Source organism: Acinetobacter sp. 1124_18A, from assembly GCF_052824995.1.
The window spans coordinates 1-528 of sequence record NZ_VTDF01000029.1 but is presented as its reverse complement, the minus strand read 5'-3'; the positions used below and the strand labels follow the sequence as shown (position 1 = coordinate 528).

Here is a 528-nt window from a genome sequence, read left to right as displayed (position 1 = left end):
GGCTGTCGTACCGTCAGGGAAGCTTACAGTCACGGTTGAACCCGCTTCTGCTATCCCTGTCACTGGATCAGTGGCATTGATTGGATCAAGCACCGGTGCATTTGGTGCAGTGGTATCAATCGTCACCACAGCCGTATCTGTTCCTGCATTACCTGCAGGGTCAGTTGCTGTCACGGTAATGGTATGTGGACCATCTGTTAATGCAGGCAAGCTATTGTCTGCAAGCGTCCAAGTACCGTCACCATTGTTGGTCGCTGGATAGTTCACACCATCCACAGTCACCACCACAGTCGCAGTCGGATCATTCACTGTACCCGTGAGTGCGGGAGTGCTGTCATTGGTGAGCACATCATCGAGTGCAACTACAGGTGCAGTAATGTCCGCAGAGACTGTACCTGTTCCTGGCAATGAGGTATTGCCTGCAGGGTCAGTGGCTGTTGCTGTTACCGTTTGACCGTCAGTTAAGTCACCCGGGTTTGCTACTGACCATGTGCCGTCTGGTCCTGCAACCACAGTTGCTGTCGTACC

At 53.0% G+C, this 528-nt stretch carries 1 protein-coding gene; it reads right to left on the bottom strand.

Features of this window, described 5'->3' with window-relative positions; genetic code table 11:
* Positions 1 to 528 (bottom strand): Ig-like domain-containing protein (locus FY048_RS18970; RefSeq protein ID WP_446092170.1); only part of this gene is annotated, 528 nt, incomplete at both ends.